The sequence below is a fragment of the Saccharopolyspora flava genome (assembly GCF_900116135.1).
Taxonomy (GTDB): domain Bacteria; phylum Actinomycetota; class Actinomycetes; order Mycobacteriales; family Pseudonocardiaceae; genus Saccharopolyspora; species Saccharopolyspora flava.
In genome coordinates, this window is record NZ_FOZX01000001.1 from 317,662 (window position 1) to 336,627 (window position 18,966).

The 18,966-nt window shown below is 72.0% G+C and carries 20 protein-coding genes; 6 read left to right on the top strand and 14 right to left on the bottom strand.

Annotation, left to right across the window (positions count from 1 at the left end; translation table 11 throughout):
• Positions 1-523: 523 nt before the first annotated feature.
• From BM424_RS01355 to BM424_RS01365, 3 genes are read left to right on the top strand one after another with little or no spacing between them, the layout of a single operon-like run.
• Complete coding sequence (locus BM424_RS01355; protein ID WP_093413082.1) at positions 524-1,465, top strand: ABC transporter substrate-binding protein; 942 nt, start codon at positions 524-526, stop codon at positions 1,463-1,465.
• Positions 1,462-2,475, top strand: a complete 1,014-nt coding sequence (locus tag BM424_RS01360) for a FecCD family ABC transporter permease (RefSeq protein ID WP_093413084.1) — start codon at positions 1,462-1,464, stop codon at positions 2,473-2,475. Before BM424_RS01355 ends, BM424_RS01360 begins: the two co-directional genes overlap by 4 nt.
• Entirely contained in the window at positions 2,472-3,242 is a 771-nt protein-coding gene (locus BM424_RS01365) for an ABC transporter ATP-binding protein (protein WP_093413086.1), read from the top strand. The genes BM424_RS01360 and BM424_RS01365 overlap by 4 nt, the downstream gene beginning before the upstream one ends.
• On the opposite strand, the gene asnB is transcribed toward BM424_RS01365, so the two are convergent.
• Positions 3,239-4,741 carry an asparagine synthase (glutamine-hydrolyzing) gene (asnB, locus tag BM424_RS01370; RefSeq protein WP_093413087.1) on the bottom strand — a complete coding sequence of 501 codons (1,503 nt, stop codon included), beginning with the start codon at positions 4,739-4,741 and terminating at the stop codon, positions 3,239-3,241. The genes BM424_RS01365 and asnB overlap by 4 nt on opposite strands.
• Before the next feature lie 78 nt (positions 4,742-4,819).
• On the opposite strand from asnB, the gene BM424_RS01375 reads away from it, so the two are divergent.
• Positions 4,820-5,575, top strand: coding sequence for an IclR family transcriptional regulator (locus tag BM424_RS01375; protein ID WP_093413089.1), 756 nt, complete (start codon positions 4,820-4,822; stop codon positions 5,573-5,575).
• A gap of 260 nt (positions 5,576-5,835) precedes the next feature.
• Here the strand turns inward: BM424_RS01375 and lgt are convergent, their stop codons facing one another.
• The 6 genes from lgt to BM424_RS01405 form a co-directional block, all read right to left on the bottom strand.
• Complete coding sequence (gene lgt, locus BM424_RS01380; RefSeq protein WP_217649601.1) at positions 5,836-6,999, bottom strand: prolipoprotein diacylglyceryl transferase; 1,164 nt, start codon at positions 6,997-6,999, stop codon at positions 5,836-5,838.
• A gap of 105 nt (positions 7,000-7,104) precedes the next feature.
• On the bottom strand, positions 7,105-7,884 hold the full coding sequence (gene trpA / locus BM424_RS01385) for a tryptophan synthase subunit alpha (protein ID WP_093413090.1): 780 nt from the start codon (positions 7,882-7,884) through the stop codon (positions 7,105-7,107).
• Positions 7,884-9,143, bottom strand: a complete 1,260-nt coding sequence (gene trpB / locus BM424_RS01390; RefSeq protein ID WP_093413091.1) for a tryptophan synthase subunit beta — start codon at positions 9,141-9,143, stop codon at positions 7,884-7,886. The genes trpA and trpB overlap by 1 nt, the downstream gene beginning before the upstream one ends.
• A gap of 40 nt (positions 9,144-9,183) precedes the next feature.
• Entirely contained in the window at positions 9,184-9,996 is an 813-nt protein-coding gene (gene trpC, locus BM424_RS01395; protein WP_093413093.1) for an indole-3-glycerol phosphate synthase TrpC, read from the bottom strand.
• Between the two features lie 266 nt (positions 9,997-10,262).
• Entirely contained in the window at positions 10,263-10,862 is a 600-nt protein-coding gene (locus tag BM424_RS01400; protein WP_245775534.1) for a Trp biosynthesis-associated membrane protein, read from the bottom strand.
• The gene (locus tag BM424_RS01405; protein ID WP_093414524.1) at positions 10,846-12,408 is read right to left on the bottom strand and encodes an anthranilate synthase component I; all 1,563 of its coding nucleotides are present in this window, start codon (positions 12,406-12,408) and stop codon (positions 10,846-10,848) included. Before BM424_RS01405 ends, BM424_RS01400 begins: the two co-directional genes overlap by 17 nt.
• 85 nt (positions 12,409-12,493) lie before the next feature.
• Between BM424_RS01405 and BM424_RS01410 the strand changes: the two genes are divergently transcribed.
• Positions 12,494-13,099 (top strand): TetR/AcrR family transcriptional regulator, encoded by a 606-nt coding sequence (locus BM424_RS01410; RefSeq protein ID WP_245775535.1) that lies wholly within the window; start codon positions 12,494-12,496, stop codon positions 13,097-13,099.
• 15 nt (positions 13,100-13,114) lie between these two features.
• On the opposite strand, the gene hisI is transcribed toward BM424_RS01410, so the two are convergent.
• The 5 genes from hisI to hisH all read right to left on the bottom strand — a co-directional run bounded on the left by hisI (position 13,115) and on the right by hisH (position 15,877).
• The gene (gene hisI / locus BM424_RS01415; RefSeq protein ID WP_093413097.1) at positions 13,115-13,462 is read right to left on the bottom strand and encodes a phosphoribosyl-AMP cyclohydrolase; all 348 of its coding nucleotides are present in this window, start codon (positions 13,460-13,462) and stop codon (positions 13,115-13,117) included.
• Complete coding sequence (gene hisF / locus BM424_RS01420; protein ID WP_093413099.1) at positions 13,459-14,232, bottom strand: imidazole glycerol phosphate synthase subunit HisF; 774 nt, start codon at positions 14,230-14,232, stop codon at positions 13,459-13,461. Before hisF ends, hisI begins: the two co-directional genes overlap by 4 nt.
• 22 nt (positions 14,233-14,254) lie before the next feature.
• Positions 14,255-14,986, bottom strand: a complete 732-nt coding sequence (gene priA / locus BM424_RS01425; protein WP_093413100.1) for a bifunctional 1-(5-phosphoribosyl)-5-((5-phosphoribosylamino)methylideneamino)imidazole-4-carboxamide isomerase/phosphoribosylanthranilate isomerase PriA — start codon at positions 14,984-14,986, stop codon at positions 14,255-14,257.
• 64 nt (positions 14,987-15,050) lie between these two features.
• Positions 15,051-15,248: a hypothetical protein gene (locus BM424_RS01430; protein ID WP_093413101.1), complete on the bottom strand. Its 198-nt coding sequence runs from the start codon at positions 15,246-15,248 to the stop codon at positions 15,051-15,053.
• Complete coding sequence (gene hisH, locus BM424_RS01435; protein WP_093413103.1) at positions 15,248-15,877, bottom strand: imidazole glycerol phosphate synthase subunit HisH; 630 nt, start codon at positions 15,875-15,877, stop codon at positions 15,248-15,250. Before hisH ends, BM424_RS01430 begins: the two co-directional genes overlap by 1 nt.
• A gap of 144 nt (positions 15,878-16,021) precedes the next feature.
• On the opposite strand from hisH, the gene soxR reads away from it, so the two are divergent.
• A complete protein-coding gene (gene soxR / locus BM424_RS01440; protein ID WP_093413104.1) occupies positions 16,022-16,483 on the top strand; it encodes a redox-sensitive transcriptional activator SoxR in 462 nt (153 codons plus the stop codon).
• Positions 16,484-16,611: 128 nt separating this feature from the next.
• Here soxR and BM424_RS01445 read toward each other — a convergent pair whose 3' ends face one another.
• A complete protein-coding gene (locus BM424_RS01445) occupies positions 16,612-17,292 on the bottom strand; it encodes a response regulator (protein WP_093413106.1) in 681 nt (226 codons plus the stop codon).
• Complete coding sequence (locus tag BM424_RS01450) at positions 17,289-18,866, bottom strand: sensor histidine kinase (protein WP_093413107.1); 1,578 nt, start codon at positions 18,864-18,866, stop codon at positions 17,289-17,291. Before BM424_RS01450 ends, BM424_RS01445 begins: the two co-directional genes overlap by 4 nt.
• Positions 18,867-18,966 lie beyond the last annotated feature (100 nt).

An 18,966-nucleotide genomic window follows, 5' to 3' on the forward strand; every position in this document is an offset into this window, starting at 1 on the left:
CCCTCGTCATGCTCGTGCTTGGAAGTCGGTGGTCGGCCGTTGACCTGACTTCGACGACTTCTGGGCACGGGACGGCATTGGCCCGCAGATAAAAAGATCCGGTTTGCCGTGGAGTTTTCGGGCGCGCTCGCCCGTCGCTGTAACCGGAGCGTTCAGCAGACTTTAACAGCCAGGATACCCGGAAGCAGCAAGTCAAACGTGATGCTGACCATCTTGTTCTCACGCCTGCCGCTGGCTACGCGCCCGCGTTCAGGCTGCCCAGCGCACCACGAGAACGGCCGGCGTGGTGGCTGACCACAGCGCACGACCCGCTCCGACCGGCCCGCGGTTCTCGCAGGCGAACCGCACGTCGGCGGACACGGTCCGTCGTCGAATTTACGCGCCGCGTCGCCCGCTGGGTACCGCTTGTGGTGCGATGCTCCCTCCGGCGGCGGCCCGCGGCGATCTTTGCTGATATCTTTCCAGCTCAGCGCCCTCGCTACGGTGGGTGCTCGTTCGCCCCAGCTCCGACCCGAGGGAAGACATGACCGGGTTCCGCCGTCTCGCCGCCCTGATGATGGCCGCGTTCGCCCTGCTCACCCTGATGACGGCGTGCGCGACCCGCCAGCACTCCCCGGTACCGGTGGTGCCCGACGATCCCGCTTCGGCGTTCCCGGCGAAGGTGTCGCTGCCCGGCGGCCAGCCGGTGACGCTGCTGCAGCAGCCCAAGCGGATCGTGTCGCTGTCGCCGTCGGCCACCGAGACGCTGTTCGCGCTCGGCGCGGGCGATCAGGTCGTGGCCGTCGACAAGTTCTCGAACTACCCGGCGAACGCGCCGCGCACCGAGCTGACCGGGTTCACCGCCGACGCGGCGGCCGTGGCCGACAAGAAGCCGGACCTGGTCATCGCCCCGGACAACGCCACCCAGCTCGCCGAGGGCCTCAAGGTCGTCGACGTGCCGGTGCTGCTGACGCCGTCGGCCGCCAGCCTGGACGACGCCTACCAGCAGATCCAGGTCATCGGGCAGGCCACCGGGCACGGCAACCAGGCCACCGCGATGGTGCAGAAGATGCGCTCCGACATCGCCGACATCGTGGCCAAGACGCCCAAGCCCCCGCAGCCGCTGACCTACTTCCACGAGGTCAGCCCCGATCTCTACACCGCGACCTCGCAGAGCTTCGTCGGCAGCGTCTACTCGCAGTTCGGCATGGTCAACATCGCCGACCCGGCGGGCGGGCCGTTCCCGCAGCTCTCGCAGGAGCACGTGGTCCAGGCCAACCCGAACCTGATCTTCGCCGCCGACACCAAGTGCTGCGGCGTCAACGCCGCCGCGATCGCCGCGCGGCCCGGCTGGAACACCGTCGACGCCGTGCAGCGCCACCACGTCGTCGAGCTCGACGACGACATCGCCAGCCGCTGGGGACCGCGCGTCGTGGACTTCGTGCGCGCGATCAGCAACGCGGTCGGCAAGGCCCAGCAGGGTTGATCGCAGCGACCCGGCTTCGCCCCTGGCACCTCGCCGTCGGCGTGTCCGCGCTGGTGGTGGGCGTGCTGCTGTCGGTGCTGCTGGGCGCGGCCGAGCTCGGCTGGCAGCGGGTGCTGGCCGAGATCGTCGCGCAGCTGACCGGCGGGGTGTCGCCGCTGTCGGAGCGCGAAGCGGCGATCCTGTGGGAGCTGCGGGTCCCCCGCACCGTGCTCGGCGTGCTGGTGGGGGCCGCGCTGGCGGTCTCCGGCGCGGCGTTCCAGGGAGTGTTCCGCAACCCGCTCGCCGACCCCTACCTGCTCGGCTCCGCCGCCGGTGCGGGCCTGGCCGTCACCGCGGTGATCACCGCCGCACCGCAGGCCGGGCTGTCGATCCCGGTGCAGGCGGCGGCGTTCGCCGGAGCCCTCGGCGGGGTCGCGCTGACCTGGCTGGTGGGCCGCTCGGCGGGCCGGGACACCGCGACGCTGGTGCTGGCCGGGGTCGCCGTGGGCGCGTTCCTCACGGCCGGTCAGACGTTCCTGCAGCAGCTGCGGGTGGACTCGCTGCAGCAGGTCTACCTGTGGATCCTCGGGCGGCTGAGCACCACCGGCTGGCGGGAAGTGCTCGTCGTGCTGCCGTACCTGGCGGTCTCGGCGGTGGTGCTGTGCTTGTGCGCGCGGCTGCTGGACCTGCTGGGCACCGGCGACGAGGAGGCCGCCTCGCTCGGCGTGCACCCGGGCCGGGTGCGGGCGCTGGTGCTGATCGCGGCCTCGCTGGCCACCGCCGCGGCGGTGAGCGTGGCCGGGCTGATCGGGTTCGTCGGGCTCGTCGTGCCGCACCTGGTGCGGCTGGCGCTGGGCGGCGGGTTCCGGATCATCGTGCCGATGTCGCTGCTGTTCGGCGGGGTGTTCCTGGTGCTGGCCGACATGCTCGCCCGCACCCTGCTGGCCCCGGCGGAGATCCCGATCGGCGTGATCACCGCGTTCACCGGCGCCCCGTTCTTCGCGATCCTGCTGCACCGGAGCCGGGCATGAGCCGCCTGGAGGTCCGCGACCTGGCGGCCGGATACCGGCGCCACCGCGTCGTTTCCGGCGTCTCCACCACAGTGGACGGTGGCGGCTGGCTGGGCATCATCGGGCCGAACGGGGCGGGCAAGTCCACGCTGCTCAAGGCCATCGCCGGCCTGCTCCCGCACACCGGGGAGGTGCGGGTCGGCGGGCGCGCGCTGACGTCGCTGCCGCGCCGGGAACGCGCCCGCACCCTCGCCTACGCCCCGCAGATCCCGCAGCTGCCGATGGGGCTCACCGTCACCGACTACGTGCTGCTCGGCCGCACCCCGCACCTCGGCCCGCTGGGCCGGGAAGGCCGCCGCGACCTGGCGGTCGTCGAGGAACTGCTCGCCCGCCTGGACCTGACGGACCTGGCCGGACGGGCGCTGCACACGCTCTCCGGCGGCGAGCGGCAGCGCACCGTGCTGGCCCGGGCGCTGGCGCAGCGCGCCGGGGTCCTGCTGCTCGACGAACCCACCACCGGCCTGGACATCGGCCACGCGCAGACCCTGCTCGACCTGGTCGACGAGCTGCGCGCGGAGCTGGGCACCACGGTCGTGACCACGCTGCACGACCTGACGCTGGCCGCCCAGTACTCCGAGCGCGTGCTGCTGCTCGACGACGGCGCGGTGGCCGCCGAGGGCACCCCCGGCGAGGTCCTCACCCCGGCGTCCCTCGCCGAGCGCTACGCCGCCCGAGTCACCGTCCTGCACACCCCCGACGGCTCGCCGGTGATCGCCCCGACCCGTTAGGTCGTGGCGAAGCGGGTGAGGACCGCTTCCGGGCGGATCCCGTCGAGGTGGTGGCGGAATGCGCGGTGGTAGGCCAGTTCCTCGCGGGTGCGCACCGGGGCGTCGGTGGCGGCGAGCTCGGCTTCGGTGATGCGCTGCTCCCAGTACGGGGTGAGCAGGTCCTGGGCGCCGCTGCCGGTGCCGAACTGCTCCTTGCGCCGCCACAGCAGCTCCTCGGGCAGCCATCCGGTGAAAGCCCTTCGCAGGTGGGCCTTTTCGACTCCGTCCTCCAGCGCCTTGAACTCCTCCGGCAGCGACGTGGCGTGCGCGACGACCTCGGTGTCGAGGAACGGGACGCGGGCCTCCAGGCCGTGCGCCATCGTGACCCGGTCGCAGCGCTGCAGGTTCAGCCCGTGCAGCGCGCCGAGCGTGCGGGACAGCTCGTCCTGCAGGTCGTCGGCGTGCGCGCGGTGGTAGTAGCCGTACCCGGCGAACAGCTCGTCGGCGCCCTCCCCGGTCAGCACCGCCTTGACGTGCTCGGCGGCGAGCTCGGCGAGGAACCAGTTGGGCACCGCGCTGCGGATCAGGCTCGCGTCGAACGACTCCACCGAGGCCACCACGTCGTCCAGCGCGGCCACCGCCCGCCGCGCGTCGAAGACGGCCTCGTGGTGCTCGGTGCCGAGGTGCTCGGCCGCGGCGCGGGCCGCGAGCAGGTCCGGCGAGCCCTCGGTGCCGACCGCGAAGGTCTTCAGCCTCGTGCCCGCCTCCGCGCACTCCGCGGCGGCGATCGCGGCCACCACGCTGGAGTCCAGGCCGCCGGAGAGGAACACGCCGACCTCGACGTCGGCCATCAGGTGCCGCCGCACCGAGTCGACCAGCACCTCCCGGGTCGCCTTCTCGACGACCTCGGCCGGCAGATCCGCCCAGCTCGGCAGCTCCCCGAGGTCCGGTGCCGGGTCGGCGAAGCGGCCCAGGCCGTCCTCCGGGGTCCACCAGCAGCCCGGCGGGAACGTCTCCACCGCGGGCCGCACAGCGGCCGGGAACGCGCGCAGCTCGGAAGCGAAGTACCGGACGCCGCCCGACTCCGCCCAGTACAGCGGCTTGATGCCGAGCCGGTCGCGAGCGGCCACGAAACGACCGCCGGGTTCGGCCGCGCACAGCGCCCACATGCCCCGCAGCTCGGCCAGCGCGCCGGGACCCCGCCGGCGCAGCAGCACCAGCGCGGCCTCGCTGTCCGAGGACGTCCGGAACTCGTGCTCGCCGAGCTCCGCGCGCAGCTCGGCGTGGTTGTAGATCTCCCCGTTGCAGACCAGCGACCACCCGTCGGCCGCGGTGAGCGGCTGCCTCCCGCCGTCGAGATCGACCAGCGACAGCCGGGTGTGCCCGAGCCACGCGTGCGCACCGACCGGCAGCCGATCGCGGTCGTCCGGGCCGCGGTGCGCCAGCTCGGCGAGCATCCGCTCCCCGGTGTTCGCGGCGGGCCGGGTCAGCGGGTGGTGAAGGGCGGCGATTCCACACATGGGAGACGACCGTAGGCAGCGCGGGCTCATCGAGCAACGACTGTTGCTGCATACGCACGATCATGACATCGTGAGGCCGTGACCACCGAGAACTTGAGCAGCGTCCACCGGGCGCTCGACGTGCTGCGAGCCCTGGGATCGGGGCCGCAGCGGGTGCAGGGCGTCGCCGACGCGCTCGGCAAGGAGAAGACGCAGGTCTCCCGCACGCTGAAGGCCCTCGCCGAGAGCGGGTTCGTGGAGCGCGACCCGGACAGCCTGGAGTACCGGCTGGGCTGGCAGCTGTTCGCGCTGGCCGGGGCCGCCAGCGACAGCCGCCTGCTGCGGCAGGCGGCACCCGTGCTGCGCTCACTGATGCGCTCGGTCGGCGAAGCCGCCTACCTGACCGTGCTCAGCGGCAACGCGGCCGTCACGGTCCTCGCCGAACGTCCCGGGCACGCGCTGCAGGCGCACGAGTGGATCGGCCGCCTGTCCCCGCTCAACTGCACCTCCAGCGGCCGCGCCCTGCTGCTCGGGCGACCCGACGAGGAGGTCGACGCCCTGCTCGCGGCCCAGCCCGACCCGCTGCCCGGCACCGAACGCGCCCCGCGCACCCCCGACGACGTCCGCGCCCGCCTGGCCACCGAGCGCGAAGCCGGGCACAGCACAGCCGTCGAGGAGACCGAGCCGGGCCTGGTCGCGGTCGCCGCCCCGGTCCGCGACTTCACCGGCAGCACCATCGCCGCCCTCAACATCTCAGGCCCGACGCTCCGCCTCGGTCCCAACGACCTCACCGCCGCAGCCACCGCGGTCACCCGCGCCGCCGACCACCTCTCCCACACCCTCGGCGCCCCCTGAGTCCACAACTCCCCGCCCAACCCCGACGTCCCGGCGTCCACCGAAACCGGAGTCCCCGACTTCCCTTGAAATCGGGGGTTCTCGGGGCGCGAGTGGTTACCAGGGGACAGTTTTAGCCAGAATCGCCCGGGATTTCACCCCTCAGATCCCGGGCGATTCTGGCTAAAACTGTCCCCGCTGCAGCGCCTCCGCCCTCGGCTGCACAGCGAAGAGGCCGCGGGCTCCGGTTGGGAGTCCGCGGCCTCGTGATGGTGCCGGGGTCAGGACTGGCTCTTGACGTCCTTGTCGGAGGGCGCCGAGGAGGCCTCGTCCTCGGTCGAGCCGGAGTTGTCCTCGTCTGGCGCGGTTTCGCTTGGTGACTCGGTGTTCGAGTCCGTCGAATCCTTCGAGTCCGTCAAGTTCGAGTCCGTCGAATCCTTCGAGTCCGTCGAGCCCTTTGAGTCCGGGGTGGTCTTGTCCTCGGTGGCCTTCGAATCTCCGGACTTCGGCTCCTCGGTGTCCGAGTCGTCCGAGGGTTCCACGGTGGACGGGATGTCCTCCGGGTAGGGCTTGCCGGCGAGGAGGGCCGGGTCCTCCCGCTTGCCCCGGACGACCAGCAGGTAGACGACGGCGGCGAGGAACACCAGCAGCGAGGTGAACACGTTGATCCGGATGCCCAGGATGTGGGTGGCCTCGTCGCTGCGCATCATCTCGATCCACACGCGACCGGCCGTGTACCCGGCGACGTAGAGCGCGAACACGCGGCCGTGGCCCATCCGGAACTTGCGGTCCGCCCACAGCACGAGCAGGAACACGCCCACGTTCCAGATCAGCTCGTAGAGGAACGTCGGGTGCACCACGGTGATCGGCGTCGGGTCGACGGCCACGCCCGCGATCGGGTCGGCCAGCCCGGTCTCCGGGTCGATGCGGCGGTAGATCTCCAGACCCCACGGCACGGTCGTCGGACCGCCGTAGAGCTCCTGGTTGAACCAGTTGCCGAGCCGCCCGACGGCCTGCGCGAGCACCAGGCCCGGCGCGACGGTGTCGGCGAACGCGGGCAGCGGCACGCCGCGCTGGCGGCAGCCGATCCAGGCACCCACGGCGCCGAGCGCGACCGCGCCCCAGATGCCGAGGCCGCCCTCCCAGACCTTCAGCGCGTCCAGCGGGTTCTTGTCCGGACCGAAGTACTTGTACCAGTCGGTGGCCACGTGGTAGAGCCGACCGCCGATGAGGCCGAACGGCACCGCCCACACCGCCACGTCGACGACGGTGCCCTCCCGGCCACCGCGCGCGATCCAGCGACGGTTGCTGATCCACACCGCCAGCACGATGCCGACGATGATGCACAGCGCGTACGCGCGCAGCGGAATCGGACCGATGTACCAAACCCCCTGCGGAGGGCTGGGAATGTTGGCCAGGAACGGCGTCGCCGAAGCAGCATTCACGCCCACTACGGTATCGGCCGGTCCACGGGCGGTGAGCACCCCCCACGCGGCATCACGGCCGGACGACGAACCCGAGGCGCCTTCGCGAAGTCGTGGTGCCGGGGATCAGGCCCCGCGCACACCCGCGGCCAGGTCCGCCGCGAGCTCCCGGACGCCGTCGGGGCCGTCCTGCTCGGCGCGGGTGACGAACGCCGAGCCGACGATCACGCCGTCGGCGAAGCGCGCCACCTCGGCGGCCTGCTCGCGCGAGCGCACGCCCAGGCCGACGCCGATCGGCAGGTCGGTGTGCGCGCGGGTGCGCTCCACCAGCCCGGACGCGGCGGAGCCGACCGAGTCGCGCGCACCGGTCACGCCCATCACGGAGGTGGCGTAGACGAAGCCGCTGCTGGACTTGGCGGTCAGCGCCAGCCGCTCCTCGGTGGACGAGGGCGCGACCAGGAAGATCCGGTCCAGCCCGTGCTCGTCGGTGGCGGCGATCCAGTCCTCGCCCTCGTCGGGGATGAGGTCCGGGGTGATGACGCCGAGCCCGCCCGCGGCCTTGAGATCGCGGGCGAAGGCGTTCACGCCGTAGCGGTGCACGGGGTTCCAGTAGGTCATCACGACCGGCCGGCCACCGGCCTCGGCGATGCTGGAGACGACGTCGAAGACCTGCCGCACCCGGAAGCCGGCCCGCAGCGCGGTCTCGCTGGCGGCCTGGATCGTGGGCCCGTCCATCACCGGGTCGGAGAACGGCAGCCCGACCTCGACGATGTCGCAGCCGCCCTCGACCATCGCCTTGAGCAGCTCCTGGCTGCCCTCGACGGTCGGGTACCCGGCGGGCAGGTAGCCGATCAGCGCCGCCCGGGATTCCCCGCGGCACGCCGCAAACACCTCACGCAGGCTCATCACGCCTCCTCGTCGTCGACGAGCCCGAAGTACTTCGCCGCGGTGTCCATGTCCTTGTCGCCCCGGCCGGAGAGGCTGACCACGATGAGCCCGTCCTCGCCCAGCTCCTGACCGAGCTTGATCGCCCCGGCCAGGGCGTGCGCGGACTCGATCGCCGGGATGATGCCCTCGGTGCGGGAGAGCAGCTGGAAGGCCTGCATCGCCTCGTCGTCGGTCACCGAGCGGTACTCGGCGCGACCGGTGTCCTTGAGGTAGGAGTGCTCCGGGCCGACGCCCGGGTAGTCCAGCCCCGCCGAGATCGAGTAGGCCTCGATGACCTGCCCGTCGTCGTCCTGCAGCAGGTAGGAGCGGGCGCCGTGCAGCGTGCCCGGGGTGCCCTCGCCGAGGGTGACGCCGTGCTCGCCGGACTCGATGCCGTGACCGGCCGGTTCGAAGCCGACCAGGCGCACGTCGGCGTCGTCGATGAAGCCGTGGAAGATGCCGATCGCGTTCGAGCCGCCGCCGACGCAGGCCACCACGGCGTCCGGCAGCCTGCCGGTCATCTCCAGGGTCTGCTCGCGGGCCTCGTCGCCGATCACGCGGTGGAAGTTGCGCACCATCATCGGGAACGGGTGCGCGCCCGCGGCGGTACCCAGCAGGTAGTGGGTGTGGTCGACGTTGGCGACCCAATCGCGCAGCGCCTCGTTGATGGCGTCCTTGAGCGTCGCCGAGCCGTTGGCCACCGGGATGACCTCGGCGCCCAGCAGCCGCATCCGCGCCACGTTGAGGGCCTGGCGCTCGGTGTCGACCTTGCCCATGTAGATCACGCACTCGAGGCCGAGCAGCGCGCAGGCCGTGGCGGTGGCGACGCCGTGCTGGCCGGCGCCGGTCTCGGCGATGACGCGGCGCTTGCCCATCCGCTTGACCAGCAGCGCCTGCCCCAGCACGTTGTTGATCTTGTGCGAGCCGGTGTGGTTGAGGTCCTCGCGCTTGAGCAGCACCCGGGCCCCGCCCGCGTGCTCGGCGAAGCGCTTGGCCTCGGTCAGCAGCGACGGGCGGCCCGCGTAGTTGCGCAGCAGCTCGTCGAGCTCGGCGAGGAACGCCGGGTCCTGCTGGGCCTTGGCGTACTCGGCGGCGAGCTCGTCCTGCGCCGCGATCAGCGCCTCGGGCATGAACCGGCCGCCGTAGTCGCCGAAGTGCCCGCGCCCGTCCGGATCGTGCCCCTCGGGCACGGGGGTGCCCTGGCGGTGGGCGCGCGCGGCGTCAGCCCCGACGGTCATTGCCTTACCTCCTGTGCTTCGCACGCCGCGCCGTCGAACCTCAGCGGCTCGGACGCGGACATGCCGGGTGCGACCCGGCGGTCACCAGCTGGTTCACCGCCGACTTCGGGTTGTCGCTGGTCACCAGGCCCTCGCCGACCAGCACGGCGTCGGCGCCGGAACCCGCGTAGGCCATCAGGTCGCTGGGACCGCGCACTCCGGACTCGGCGACCTTGAGGACGTCCTGCGGCAGCCCCGGAGCGATCCGGCCGAACACGTCGCGGTCGACCTCGAGCGTATGCAGGTTGCGGGCGTTGATGCCAATGATTTTCGCGCCCGCCTCCAGCGCCCGGTCGGACTCCTCGGCGGTGTGCACCTCGACCAGCGCGGCCATGCCCAGCGACTCGACCCGGTCGAGCAGCGCCTCCAGCACGTTCTGCTCCAGGGCGGACACGATGAGCAGCACCATGTCCGCGCCGTGCGCGCGGGCCTCGTGCACCTGGTACGGGCTGACCACGAAGTCCTTGCGCAGGATCGGCGTGCCCGGGACGCGCTTGCGCACCGAATCCAGGTCGGCCAGCGAACCGCCGAAGCGGCGCTGCTCGGTGAGCACGCTGATCACGCGGGCACCCGCGTCGGCGTAGTCGGCGGCCAGATCGGCCGGCTCGGCGATCTCGGCCAGCTCGCCCTTGGACGGGCTGCGCCGCTTGACCTCGGCGATGACGCCCACGCCCTGCGACTTCAGCGCCGCGAGCACGTCGTGCGGCGGCGCGGCGGCCGCCGACAGCTGCTTGATCTCGTCGAACGGAATCGCCGACTCGCGGACCGCGAGATCCTCGCGGACGCCTTCGATGATGTCTTCCAGAACGGTCACGCGAACACCTCGCCGGCTGTGCCCCGAACACTCACCCGCAATGCCCAGACCCTGCTGAATGCGCGGTTGAACTCATTGCGCTCGATCACGACACTCCCCTTCCCGCCGTGCCGTCGCATGGCCGATGCTAAACCTCACCAATCGACCCCCTTACCAAGGGGTGGGCCCGGAGTCCCAGCGCAACAAGGACCTTCGGCCCTGGCCTCACGCGGGAAGAACCGCTCCGGAGGACGTCGAACAACAGTTTTGATGGTGCTGGAGATCCTTCAGCGATCGTCTTCGTCGGTGGGATCGCGACCGGCGTCCAGTTCGTTCCACAACCGCCTGTCCGGATCCTGGGATTTCTGCTCCTTCGCGGCGCCCGGCGCGGAGTAGCGCGCACCCATCGCGGGCATCCGGCCCGCGCGCACCACCACCAGCACACCGGCCACCAGCAGCAGCACCGCGCCCAGCACCATGAGGCCGGGGCCGATCACCGACGTGGAGGCGTAGCCGATCGAAGTGCTGCCGGGTGGGGCGCCATCGGGCAGGTAGGCGAACCAGTTGCCCCTGAACATGGTGTAGCTGCGCCAGACCAGCAGCGCACCGGCCAGCGCGATCAGCAGCCCCACCACGCGGCGCAGCAGTCCTCCGGTGGCCAGCACCGCGGCCACCGCGGCCAGCGCCGCCAGCGCCATCGGCACGAGCTCCGGGCGGAGTACGGCACCGGTCGCGGTGCTGGTGGTGTCCGTGCCCATCGGCGTCCGGAACAGCTGCTCGACCCAGGTCAGGCCCGAGGCGGCCCACAGCGCTCCGGCCCCGGCCAGCACCAGCAGCAGCACCGCCCAGAGCAGTCCCTTCGAGCGCGGCTCAGACGCGCTGGTCAACGCGATCCTCCTGGTCGGCGGGGGCCGTCAGCGTCCCGGCCGTGGCCACCGCGTTGAGCACCGCGCGGGCCTTGTTCAGGCACTCCTGGTCCTCGGCCACCGGGTCCGAGTCGGCCACGATGCCGCCCCCGGCCTGCACATAGGCGCGGCCGTCGCGGACCAGCGCGGTGCGGATCGCGATGGCGGTGTCGGCGTTGCCCGCGAAGTCGAGGTAGCCGACCACGCCGCCGTACTGGGCGCGCCGCGTCGGCTCCAGCTCCTCGATCAGCTCCAGCGCGCGCGGCTTCGGCGCGCCCGACAGCGTGCCCGCCGGGAAGCAGGCCGCGACCGCGTCGAAGGCGGTCTTGTCGTCGGCGAGCCGCCCGGTGACGGTGGAGACGATGTGCATGACGTGGCTGTAGCGCTCGATGCGGAAGAAGTCGACCACCCGCACCGAGCCCGGGCTGCACACCCGGCCCAGGTCGTTGCGGCCCAGGTCGACCAGCATCAGGTGCTCGGCCCGCTCCTTCTCGTCGCCGAGCAGGTCCTTCTCCAGCAGCGCGTCCTCGTCCTCGTCGGCGCCGCGCCAGCGGGTGCCCGCGATCGGGTGCGTGGTGGCCTGCCTGTCCTGCACGGTGACCAGCGATTCCGGGCTGGACCCGACGATGTCGAACGGGCTGCCGCCGTTCGGGTCGTCCAGCCGCAGCAGGTACATGTACGGGCTCGGGTTGGTGGTGCGCAGGATCCGGTAGATGTCGAGCGCGTCGGCGTCGATGTCCATCTCGAAGCGCTGCGAGACCACCACCTGGAACGCCTCACCGGCGCGGATGGCCTCCTTGGCCTTCTCCACCGCCGCGTGGTGCTCCTCGGGCTGCCGCTTGCGGCGGAAGTCCGCCGCGGGCCGGGCGAACGTCGCGACCGTCGGCGCCGACGGGGTCTGCAGCTGCTCGGTCATCACGTCGAGGCGGCGTACCGCGTCGTCGTAGGCCGCGTCCACCCGCTCCGGGCTGTCGTCCCAGTTCACCGCGTTGGCGATGAGCGTGATCGTGCCCTCGTGGTGGTCCAGCGCCGCCAGGTCGGTGGCCAGCAGCATCACCAGCTCGGGGATCTGCAGGTCGTCCTCGGTCAGGTCGGGCAGCCGCTCCAGCCTGCGCACGGTGTCGTAGCCCATGTAGCCGACCATCCCGCCGGTCAGCGGCGGCAGGCCGGGCAGCGGGTCGGTGTGCAGCAGCCGGACCGTCTCGCGCAGCGCCTCCAGCGGGTCGCCGCTGGAGGGCAGGCCGACCGGCGGCGTGCCGGTCCAGTGCGCCTCGCCGTCGCGGACGGTGAGGGCGGCGGCGCTGCGGGCCCCGACGAAGGACCATCGCGACCAGGAGCGACCGTTCTCGGCGGACTCGAACAGGAACGTGCCGGGGCGGTTCCCGGCGAGCTTGCGGTAGACCCCCAGCGGGGTCTCGTCGTCCGCCAGCAACCGCCGCACCACCGGGATCACCCGGTGTTCCGCCGCCAGGCTCCGGAACTCCTCGCGTCCTGGGCTCACACTGCCGATCTCACCATCGCCGACCATGCCCGTCATTGTGCCGCGCAGCCCTCGGCGCCGGTGCGGGACCTCCGCTTTGCCTCCCCGGTGCCGGTGCCGCGAGGATGGACGGGTGAGCACGACCGAACCGAAGCGGCGAGGCCGCAGGCCCCAAGGCGCCGACACCAAGGAGGCGCTGCTGACCTCGGCCCGCGAGGTGTTCGCCGAGCAGGGCTACGACGGGGCCACCGTCCGCGCCATCGCGGGCAACGCGGGCGTCGACCCGGCCATGGTGAACCACTGGTTCGGTGGCAAGGAGGGGTTGTTCACCGCGGCGGTGCAGATCCCGATCAACCCCGCCGAGGTCATCTGCGAGGTCCTCGACGGGCCGCGCGAGCAGATCGGCCAGCGGATCATCCGCCGCTTCGTCACCGCCTGGGACGGCGTCGGCGGCGGGCAGTTCGCGGCCCTGATCCGCAGCGTCGCCGGCAACGAGCAGGCGGTGGCGATGCTCCGCGAGTTCGTGCAGAACGTGCTGTTCAACCGCCTGGTCGCGGCCCTGGGCGTGGATCGCGGCGAGATGCGGGTGGCGCTGTGCGGTTCCCAGCTCGTCGGACTGGGCATGGCCCGCTACGTCGTCCGCATCGAGCCGCTGGCCTCGGCCGACGTCGACACCGTCGCGGCCACCGTCGGCCCCAACCTCCAGCGCTACCTCATCGGCGACCTCGACCTCGCCTGATCGCGAGGCCCCGGGTCAGTCCGCGGGCAGCAGGACGTCGGCGTCGAAGCAGGTGTGGTCGCCGGTGTGGCAGGCGGCGCCCTGCTGGTCCACCGAGAGCAGGATCGTGTCGCCGTCGCAGTCCAGCCGGACCTCGTGCACGTGCTGGGTGTGGCCGGAGGTCTCGCCCTTGACCCAGTAGGTGCCGCGGCTGCGGGAGAAGTAGGTGGCGCGGCGGGTGGTGAGCGTGCGGTGCAGCGCCTCGTCGTCCATCCACGCCATCATCAGCACCTCACCGGTGCCGCGCTGCTGCGCGATCGCGGCGACCAGGCCGTCGGCGTTGCGCTTGAGCCGGTCGGCGATCTTCGGGTCGAGCTCGCTCATCGGACCGTGATCCCTTCCGCGCGCATGGCGTCCTTGACCTCGCCGATGCGCAGCTGTCCGAAGTGGAAGACGCTGGCGGCCAGCACCGCGTCGGCCCCGGCGTGCACGGCGGGCGCGAAGTGCTCGACGGCACCGGCGCCGCCGCTGGCGATCAGCGGCACGTCGACGACCTCGCGCACCTGCCGGATCATCTCCAGGTCGAACCCGGCCTTGGTGCCGTCGGCGTCCATCGAGTTCAGCAGGATCTCGCCGACGCCCAGGTCCTGGCCCTTGCGGGCCCACTCGACGGCGCAGATGCCGGTGCCCTTGCGGCCGCCGTGCGTGGTGACCTCGAACCCGGACGGCGTCGGCTGCCCGCCCTCGGGCACCCGCCGCGCGTCCACCGACAGCACCACGCACTGGGCGCCGAAGCGCTTCGAGGACTCGTTGAGCAGCTCGGGACGCGCGATCGCGGCGGTGTTCAGGCTGACCTTGTCGGCCCCGGCCCGCAACAACCGGTCGATGTCCTCGGGGCTGCGCACCCCGCCGCCGACGGTCAGCGGGATGAACACCTGCTCGGCCGTGCGCCGCACCACGTCGAAGGTCGTCTCGCGATCCGACGACGAGGCCGTGACGTCCAGGAAGGTCAGCTCGTCGGCTCCCTCGCCGTCGTAGGCCGAGGCGAGCTCCACCGGATCACCGGCATCCCGGAGGTCGGTGAAGTTGACTCCCTTGACGACCCGCCCCTGGTCCACGTCCAGGCACGGGATCACACGCACGGCGACACCCATGCGTACCAGGGTAGAGCCAGCCTCAGCGGACGGCGGCGAGGGCTTCTTCCAGGGTGAAGTTCTGGGCGTAGAGGGCCTTGCCGACGATGGAGCCCTCCAGACCGGCCGGGGCCAGCTTCGACAGGGCCACCAGGTCGTCCACGCTGGACACGCCGCCGGAGGCGATGACCGCGGCGTCGGTGCGCTCGCAGACCTGGCGCAGCAGGTCGGTGTTCGGGCCCTGCAGCGTGCCGTCCTTGCTGACGTCGGTGACGACGTAGCGGCGGCAGCCGGCGGCGTCGAGGCGCGCCAGCACCTCCCACAGGTCGCCGCCGTCCTTGGTCCATCCGCGGGCGGCCAGGCGGTGGCCTTCCTCGGTGATGCGCACGTCGAGGCCGACGGCCACGCGGTCGCCGTACTCGGCGACGACGCGGTCGGCCCACTCCGGGTTCTCCAGCGCGGCGGTGCCGAGGTTGACCCGCGCGCAGCCGGTGGCCAGCGCGGCCTCCAGGGAGGCGTCGTCGCGGATGCCGCCGGAGAGCTCGACCCGCACGTCCAGCTTGGCGGTGACCTCGGCCAGCAGCTCGCGGTTGCTGCCGCGGCCGAAGGCGGCGTCGAGGTCGACCAGGTGGACCCACTCCGCGCCCGCGCGCTGCCAGGTCAGCGCGGCCTCCAGCGGATCACCGTAGGAGGTCTCGGTTCCGGCGGCGCCCTGCACGAGGCGGACGGCCTGCCCATCGGCAACGTCAACAGCGGGAAGCAGAGTGAAGCTCACGCCCACAACCCTAATGACGCCGTCCGGGACGCGAGCACCCGGCCACCCCGGACAACGCCGCAGTTCAGCGGCGCGACTTCTCGCTGCGCACGATGGCCAGCACCGGCACGGCCAGCACCAGCACGATCAGCGCGATCACCACGGCCAGCGGCACCCCGGCCTGGATGAGGTACGGAGCGCCGATCGAGGAGGCCATGCCGACGGCGAGCACCAGCGCGATGACGCGGACCGCGTTCGGGCCGAACAGCCCGTGCCGCCGCATCACAGCACGTCCAGCCAGTTGCGCAGCAGACGTGCCCCGGCGTCGCCGGACTTCTCCGGGTGGAACTGGGTGGCCATCAGCGCCCCGTTCTCGACGGCGGCCACGAAGGGCTCGCCGTGCTCCGCCCAGGTCACCCGGGGCGGGGTGATCGAGTCGGAGCTCTCCAGCTGCCACTCGCGGACCGCGAAGGAGTGCACGAAGTAGAAGCGCGTCTCGGCGTCCAGCCCGGCGAACAGCACGCTGTCCTCCGGTGCCCGCACGGTGTTCCAGCCCATGTGCGGCAGCACGTCGGCCTGCAGCCGCTCGACGGTGCCGGGCCACTGGCCGCAGCCGTCGGCCTGCACCCCGTGCTCGACGCCCTGGTCGAACAGCACCTGCATGCCCACGCAGATGCCCAGCACCGGGCGGTCACCGGCCAGCCGCTGGTCGATGATCTTGTCGCCGCCGACACCCAGCAGCCCGTCCATGCAGGCCGCGAACGCGCCGACGCCGGGCACCACCAGCCCCTGCGCCTCGACGGCGGCACGATGGTCGGCGGTCACCTCGACGTCGGCGCCTGCGCGCTGCAGCGCGCGTTCGGCGGAGCGGAGGTTGCCTGATCCGTAGTCCAAGATGACGACTCGTGCCACGGCTTCAGGCTACCGGCCTCACGCCACCCCTTTCCCCCACCCGTGCGGGAGCCGTCGGCGAACGCGGTCGTCCCGGGTTGAACTTCGAGCGAACTCGAAACCAGGACCTCCACCAATGTCGAGGTCTCGGCTAGCCTGGCGGACGTGACGAAACTACCCGCGCTGCTGACCATCGGGGAGGTCGCGCACCGCAGCGGCGTCGCCCAGACCGCGCTGCGCTTCTACGAGGAGCGCGGCCTGATCACCTCCACCCGCACCACCGGCAACCAGCGCCGCTACCAGCGCGCCGTGCTGCGCAGGCTCGCGTTCATCCGCGCCGCCCAGCGGGTCGGTCTCAGCCTGGAGCAGATCTCCGACGCCCTCGCCACGTTGCCCGACGACCACGCCCCCACCAAGGCCGACTGGGCGAGGCTGTCCAAGCGCTGGCGCGACGAGCTCGACGCCCGCATCGACGGCCTGCAACGGCTCCGCGACAACCTCACCGGCTGCATCGGCTGCGGCTGCCTCTCCCTGCGCACCTGCGTCCTGCACAACCCCGAGGACCGCTACGCCGAACTCGGCCCCGGCGCACCCCTCCTCCGCCCCACAACCGACCCGAAGGCATGACTCAAGTCGAATCCTGCGGTTTTCGACCGGTCAAATACCGCAGTTTTCGTCGGGTCGAATACCGCGGTTTTCGACCCGACGAATACCGCAGGATTTGTCGGGTCGAATACCGCAGGATTTGACCGGGGTCAGGACTCGCCGATCCAGGTGTAGGTCATCTCGGGGCGGCCGACGGTGCCGTAGGTGGGGAGGCGTTCGACCATGCCCGTGCCGGAGAGGTATTCGAGGTAGCGGCGGGCGGTGACGCGGGAGACCCCGGCGGCCTCGCCGACCGCGCCGGCGGAGCCGCCGGAGGGCATGGCGCGGAGCGCGGTGATGACGGCGGCGAGGGTTTCCTCGCCCATGCCCTTGGGCAGGGCTTGGCGGTCCACGCCGCGCAGGGTGGAGAAGGCGCGGTCGATCTCGGCTTGGCCCTGCACCTCGCGGTCCTGGCCGAGGGTGGCGCGGAAACGCGCGTAGTGCTCCAGCTTCTCCCGCATCGCGGCGAAGGTGAACGGCTTGAGCAGGTACTGCACGACGCCGCTGGAGACCGCCGCGCGCACCACCTTCAGGTCCCGGGCCGAGGTCACCGCGATCACGTCGATCGGCAGCCCGGCGGTGCGCAGCGCCCGAGCCACCTGCAGCCCGTCCATGTCCGGCAGCCGCAGGTCCAGCAGCACCAGATCAACCGAGGTGTGCTCGACGAACCGCAGCGCCGCCTGCCCGGTCCGCACCCGGCCGGCGACGCTGAAGCCCTCGACGCGGCCGACATAGGCCTCGTGCGCCTCGCCCGCCACCGGGTCGTCCTCGACCACCAGCACCGAGATCACCGCGCCACCCCCGGCAACCGCACGGTGAACACCGCACCGTCCTCGCCGCCGACGTCGACGGTCCCGCCGAGCCGCCGCACGCTCTGCCCGACCAGCGCCAGCCCGAGCCCCCGGTCCCCGGACTTCGTCGACCAGCCGCGCCGGAACAGCTCGCCGGTGCCCGCGGGCACGCCGGGACCGTTGTCGGCGACCCGGATCAGCACACCGTCCGATGTGGACCGCAGCGTGACCTCCACGCGCGGGTTCGGCACGTCGGTCACCGCCTCCACCGCGTTGTCGATGAGATTGCCCAGGATCGTCACCAGGTCCCGGGATCCGAGGTGTTCCAGCGCCGCGTCGTCGACCTCGGTGTCCTCGCCGAGCACGACCTCCACGCCGCGCTCCCCCGCCTCGGCGCTCTTGCCCAGCAGCAGCGCCGCCAGCACCGGTTCGCCGACGGCGCCGACGACCTGGTCGGTGAGCCGCTGCGCGAGGTCCAGCTCGGCGGTGGCGAACCCGACGGCCTCCTCGGTGCGGCCGAGCTCGATCAGCGAGACGACGGTGTGCAGCCGGTTCGCGGACTCGTGGGCCTGCGAGCGCAGCGATTCGGCGAAGCCGCGCATCGAGTCGAGCTCGCCGCTGAGCGCCTGCAGCTCGGTGTGGTCCCGCAGCGTCACGACGGTGCCCAGGTCGCGTCCGTCGCTGCGCACCGGGGAGATGTTGACCAGCAGCACGCGGTCGTCGGTGAGGTGCACCTCGTCGCGGACCGCGCGGCGCCCGAGGGTCTCCACCAGGGACGGCGGCAGGTCCAGCGCGGACACCCGCTCGCCCTCGACCTCGGTGGAATCCAGCGACAGCAGCACAGCGGCACCATCGTTGCACAGGGTCACGCGGCCGTCCGGCGCCACCAGCAGCAGTCCTTCGCGCACCGCGTGCAGGATCGCGTCGTGGTACTCGTACATCCGCGACAGCTCTGCCGGGCGCATGCCGTGGGTGTGCCGCCGGATCCGGGCGTTGACCAGGTAGGTCAGCGCCCCGCCGAGCAGCAGCGCGCCGCCGGCGGCCAGCAGCAGCGCGGTCAGCTGCCTGCGCAGCTCGTGGGTGAGCACCCGCACGGTGATGCCGTCGGCCACCAGTCCCACCAGCCGGGAATCGCGGTAGACCGGGACGACCGCGCGCACCGACGGGCCGAGGGTGCCGGTGTAGGTCTCGACGAGCATCCGGGTGGGATCGATGTTGCCGCGGAACGGCTTGCCGATGCGCGACGGGTCGGGATGGGTGTAGCGGATGCCCTGCGGGGACATGATCGTGATGAAGTCGGCCCGGGTGTCGGCGCGGATCCGCTCGGCCAGCGGCTGCAGGGTCGCGGTCGGATCCGGTCCGGCCAGGGCATCGGCCACGGCGGGCTGATCGGCCAGCGTGCGCGCCACGGCCACGACCTCGCCGCGCGCGGCCTCGGTGGTGCGGCGGTCGGCGTCGTACCAGGCCAGAGCGGCTCCGGCGAGCACCACGACCGCCACCACGACGATCTGCAGCACGAACAACTGGCGGGCCAGGCTCCACCTGGGAGCGAACCGGTTCCGGTATCTGGACATCACTCACTCATGTCGCCGATGTGAACACAATGAACAGAAGCGAGACGGCGTTGATACAAAGCTCGCATAGTCTCCGACCAGATCTTCCCGTGACCTGGGA